The sequence below is a fragment of the Streptomyces alanosinicus genome (genome assembly GCF_014650595.1).
GTDB lineage: Bacteria > Actinomycetota > Actinomycetes > Streptomycetales > Streptomycetaceae > Streptomyces > Streptomyces alanosinicus.
This window is the reverse complement of sequence record NZ_BMVG01000093.1, coordinates 1-5,558: the sequence shown is the minus strand read 5'-3', so window position 1 is coordinate 5,558 and position 5,558 is coordinate 1. Positions and strand designations below refer to the sequence as shown.

Below are 5,558 nucleotides of genomic sequence, written 5' to 3'. Positions count from 1 at the left end.
GGCCTTCTGTTACGTTCAGGCGGTGAGTGGATCAAGGACCCGTGAACGGGATCTGAAGAACTTCGTGCTGCCCGAGATCGGACGCCTGGAGGCAACGGAGGACGAGTGGGAGCCGTACCGGCTCATCGACCCTGAGGGGCAGCGTGTCGAGCCGGTCGCGATCTACTTCAAGGACCTACTCGCCGCTGACAGCCCTGCCACCACGTTGTACTCGTACGGCAACGACCTGTTGCGGTGGTGGCGGTTCCTCTGGGCAGAGGGCCTCGAGTGGGACCGCGCACTACGGGAAGACGCGCGGGACTTCACGCTGTGGATGCAGCTGGCGGACAAACCAGTTCGCGTCCACTGGAGGCACCGCGGCAAGGACCTGGCCGAGATACCCACGCCCAAGCCTCGAGCTGGCCGGCTTGCGCCTGGGACACCGAATCCGGTTACCGGGAAACTGTCCATCGGGAAGAAGTACGCGCCTACCACCCGGGCTCACTTCGAGAGCGTCCTGCGGACCTTCTACGACTTCCACCTTGATCTCGGCAGCGGCCAGTTGCTGGTCAACCCGTTCCCGCTGGACCGCACGCGCCGCAACGGACGCCCGAACGCCCACCGTAACCCGACGGACGATCTCAAGCGTGAACGGACCGGCCGCTACCGGCCGACGGTTCCCAAGCGGATCCCCCGACGCATCCCGGACGACAAGTACACCGAGGTCTTCGCCGGCCTCCGCTCCCACCGAGACCGCGCCCTGCTGGCTTTCTGGGTCGCCAGCGGCGCCCGCGCCAGCGAACTGCTGAGCTCGACCCAACGCGACGCCCTGCCCGGCCAACAGGTGATCGGCTTGATCCGCAAAGGAACCCGGGACTACCAGCAGCTGCCCGCATCTCCGGACGCGTTCGTCTGGCTCCGGCTCTACCAGGAGGAAGCCTGGCGCAAGGGGGTCCCGCGGGGCCGCAACCAGCCCCTGTGGTGGACACTGCGGCGCCCCTGGCGACCGCTGAACTACCATGCCGCCCGCGCCATGTTCACACGGACGGTCGAGCTCCTCGGCGCCAACTGGACGCTGCATGACCTGCGGCACACGGCCACCTACCGCATGGCTGAGGATCCCGAGATGTCGCTGGTCTACGTCCAGCACATCCTTGGACACAAGGATCAGAGCACGCTGCAGAAGTACCTCCGCCCGACCCGGGACGAGGTCATTTCGGCAGGTCTGGCTCACCACGCCCGACAAGAGGCGAGAAAGGCTGCCCCGCCTTCGGCACCTCCGGCCCCCGCCTACAACGAGGACTCGCTGAGCACGCTCTTCGGAGGTCTGGTCGTATGACCATGACCATGCTCGCCACGCCGACCAGGACTCCTCGCAGGCTCGCCGGCGCCGAAGCAGCCGCGCTCTTGGAGAGGTTCCCGCCGCGCGAGAAGGCCGCGTCCTGGCCCATGACTGAGGCTGACAGCGAGTACATCCTTGCCACGCTCCAGCGGCCGCCGTTCCGAGTGAAGGACAGAGCCCAGGTCACCCGCATGGTCGGTGCCCGGATCATCCTGTCCTGGCTTCAGACCTTCCCTGGATCCACCTGGCAGGCGTGTTGGGACGCCAGCCCTGCGGCACAAACTCCAACTGGCTGGCACAGGGCCGTCATTGACTGGGCGGCCACCATCGGTCGAAAGCCGACAACGGCGTGCCTCGCTTCCGGGACGCTGGCCTTGATCTGCGTGGACGTCATCCGCCCCACCATGGAATGGCTCGCTGCCAGCACATCGGGCGCCCTCCGGCCGGCCATTGGAGCGACCCGCGACCCCGCCGGGTTCGCCCGCCTGGAAGCTCAGCTACCCGAGGTCATCCGGTCCACCCGTCATGCCTCCGCGGCTCTCCAAGGTGTCGCGCGCCTGCTCGCTGCTTTCGGCGGTCTCGTCGAGGACATCGTCGTCGGTGATCTCCTCGCTCTATTGCAGGCGACCGACCACGACGCGGCCCGAGGCGTTCGCATCGCCTATACCGCTCTGCGCGAACTCGGCCAGTTCCCGCCGGACGCCCCGGCAACCCTCCTGCGGCTGCAGACCCGCACTGGTCAGGTGACGCCGGCGGCGCTCGTCGATCGCTACGACCTGCGCTGCCGCCCGGTCCGTGATCTCCTCGTCGACTACCTCACCGAACGCCAGCCCTCACTCGACCACAACTCGTTGATCAATCTGGCGGCCGCTCTGGCCAAGAACTTCTGGGCTGACCTTGAGCGCCACAACGAAGGCATCAGCTCACTCCACCTGCCTCCGGAGGTGGCGGCGGCCTGGAAAGCCCGCGTCAACGTCGTCACTCGCCGCAAGCGGATGCCGGACGGTCAGGCCGTCGAGACCACCACACCGCGCTCCAGCGCTCCGGCGATCAAGACTCTCGTCCGCGCCTTCTATCTGGACATCGCTCAGTGGGCTCTGGACGAACCCGCCCGTTGGGGCCCATGGGCAGCACCCTGCCCCATCACCGAAGCTGACTGCTCCGACAAGAAGACAAAACAGCGGCAGAAGACCACCTCAGACCAGCGGACACGGGAAAGGCTCCCCGTCCTGCCCGCACTCATCCGCGTCGCCGACCGCCGACTCAAGGAATCCCGAGCCCGCCTGGACGCACTCCACGCCGCCGCTCTCGGGTCCCGCTTCACCGTGCTGGGGGAAACCTTCACCGCCCCGAAGACCACTTCCCGGGCCGGTCTCACCGGACAGGCCTACGACGCCTCTGGACGGCGCCGGGACCTTGAGGCCGAAGAGAAACGAGCCTTCTGGGGTTGGGCCACTATCGAAATCCTCCGCCACACAGGCATCCGTATCGAAGAGCTACTCGAACTTGGCCATCACAGCATCATCAGGTACAAACTTCCCAGCACTGGAGAGTTCGTTCCCCTCCTTCAAATCGCACCATCGAAAACCGATCAAGAGCGCCTGCTGCTAGTTACTCCCGAACTGGCCGATGTCCTCAGCGCCGTCGTCACGCGAGTACGCGGAAACAACGGAGTCATCCCTTCGGTTCCCAGCTACGACCTCCACGAGAAGGTCTGGAACGATCCCATGCCGCTTCTCTACCAGTGGAGCATCTCAGGAGAAAGGCGCCCCATCTCACACAACACAGTCCGCGACGCACTGAACGACGTGCTGCTGGCGACCGGTCTGGCCGACGCGACCGGAAAGCCACTGAAGTTCCAACCTCACGATTTTCGGCGAATCTTCATCACGGACGCGATCCTGAACGGGCTTCCGCCGCACATCGCCCAGGTCATTGCAGGCCACAGCAACATCAACACGACTATGGGCTACAACGCTGTCTACCCGGCCAAGGCCATTGAAGCCCACCGGGCCTTTATCGCCAGACGGCGCAGCCTCCGCCCCCGCGAGGAATACCGAGCGGTCACACCCGAAGAATGGCAGGAGTTCCTGACCCAGTTCGAACGCCGCAAGCTGGCACTCGGATCATGCGGGCGAGCCTACGGAACCGACTGTATTCATGAACACGCCTGTGTCCGCTGCCCAGTCTTGATCGTGGATCCCTACGAGAGGGGGCGACTGGTCGAGATCCGCGACAACCTGAACGATCGGATCGCGGAAGCAGAAAGGGAGGGCTGGCTCGGTGAAGTCGAAGGTCTCTCGGTGAGCCGCGACGCAGCGGAAGAGAAGCTCGCGCAGTTGGATGCACGGCAGAAGAAGAAGGACTCCCCGATATTCTTGGGTGTTCCCAGCTTCAGCCAGATCGCCGCTCGAATCAGCGATGCCACAAATACCACCTGACTGAGGCCATACATCTGGGGCGGCCCTGGTGATCGCGGGCGCCCCAGACCATCGAGCTTTAGGCCGCGTCCTAAACAGTCAGTTGGTCGTTAGCCGGCTCGTGGGGAGTGGATCGATGCTTGAGAAACCGGCCTACCGTTTCGCGGCTTTCAGGAGCTGGTCGACCGAGCGCTCGGCCCACACTTGCGTCGTGGCCATCCCATAGGGTTCCTGTTCCGAGTCGCTGAGCGTCTCCACGCCGTCCGGGTCACGTGAGATAGCCACTTTGAGGTCGGGGTCGGTGTCCCCTTGCGGAAAGTCAACTCCCTTCTGCCAGTTAGGGAATGTTACCCATGATGCCGCGTAGTCCGTGGCGTGCGTCAGATTCAGCATTTCGCTGCTGTGATAAATTCTGGAGTAGGAGTGGATGAAATCCTCCCCCTTACCAGAGACCCAGGCAGGGGCGTCCCACTCGTGTCTCTGGCTTGACGAAGTTGTGTCCCAGGAGGCGTCTCGCCAACTTTCGTTGCCCAGTTTGGCCCGGTCGGCCCGCACGTAAGAGGCATACGCGTCCAGCTCGATTCGCCCGAGCCCCGTTCTCAGCGGCACGTCGACGGTGTACTCCGTCGACAGGTCCTGCCCCGGGTCCAGCCGGTCTCCCAGGCTACCGAAATCACCGGCACCCATCATGCGGGCGGGTGAGTAGACCACATGCCGCAGGGTTTCGTCGTAATCGAACATCTCCCTTTTCCATACGCCCGGCTCGGTCCCCTTCTCGGTGAACTTGGTAGGCCACCCTCGGGACTTCCACAGCGTGCCGATGACATACACCCTCACCGAACCGGTGTTACGGAATTCCACGTGGGCGGGGACATGGAGCAGGGCACCGTCCGCACTCAGTGTGGGGTCGCCGAATGACACCCGAAATTGAATGTTCACCGGCGTGGAATAGGGAACGTACATCTGGGAGTAGACGATGCCCGCGATACCGGCGAGCCCGGATGCGACCACGCCCAACGCGACTCGCTTCGGGCGGGGTAGCCCCTGCCAGGCATGCTGCCGGGTCAGCATCCACACGGACCAGGCCACCCAAAGCGCCAGGCCGAGCCACAGCCAGAGGAACGGGGTGTACGACCATCCCTGAAGCTGAGTGATCAGGAACATCAGGTTCGTGGCAGCCACGGTTGCCACGCCTGTCAGCACCACCGCGCCGGAGTAGCGGACGCGCCGCTTTCCCCAGAAATCAAGCACCGCCAGTGCTGCGGCTACCTCCGCCAGTGCCGCGGCCACGAAACCGGCGCCGACGACCCGCCCCCCGTAGGCCAAGGCGTTGAACGCATCCTGTGTACCCACGTAGAACAGCACCGTGGCGGAGGCCAGCAGCCCGAGCGCCGCGAGGGCGCCAGCTGCTCGTCTGCGCCAGGCGTGATCGGGCCACTGGGCCGGGTCCGCCAGCCAATGGACCCGGCCAGCGTCGTCCAGGTCGAGGTCGGTCAGCCCCGCCCGGCGCACCAGTCGCTTCAGGTCGCGCCGGGACCAGGCCCGGCCGACGACCTCGCCTCGTACCCGTACGACTCGCAGCCCCCGTTCGTCCGGGGCTTCCACAACAACGAGAGGACGGTTGCTCATGGAACAAGCGTGGCCGAGCGGATCTCGACACTCACGCAATGACGCACCTATGCCATATCGCGTCTGAGGCCAAGTGATGATGCAGCTCTGGGCGTGATGTGTTGGAAGGGGGCTGAAAGGTGGCAGGGGCATGCCACAGGGAGCATGAGGGGTCAGCCCTTTACGACACTTCGAGTTCAGCCTCAGTA

At 64.8% G+C, this 5,558-nt stretch carries 3 protein-coding genes; 2 read left to right on the top strand and 1 reads right to left on the bottom strand.

Annotated elements, in window-relative coordinates; translation table 11 throughout:
- Window positions 1–1,318: tyrosine-type recombinase/integrase (locus IE277_RS46085; protein ID WP_308433492.1), on the top strand; the 1,318-nt coding region annotated here is incomplete at its 5' end.
- On the top strand, window positions 1,315–3,762 hold the full coding sequence (locus tag IE277_RS46080) for a tyrosine-type recombinase/integrase (RefSeq protein ID WP_189960048.1): 2,448 nt from the start codon (window positions 1,315–1,317) through the stop codon (window positions 3,760–3,762). The genes IE277_RS46085 and IE277_RS46080, both read left to right, overlap by 4 nt.
- Before the next feature lie 132 nt (window positions 3,763–3,894).
- Here the strand turns inward: IE277_RS46080 and IE277_RS46075 are convergent, their stop codons facing one another.
- Window positions 3,895–5,370, bottom strand: a complete 1,476-nt coding sequence (locus IE277_RS46075; RefSeq protein WP_189960046.1) for a hypothetical protein — start codon at window positions 5,368–5,370, stop codon at window positions 3,895–3,897.
- Window positions 5,371–5,558: the final 188 nt, after the last annotated feature.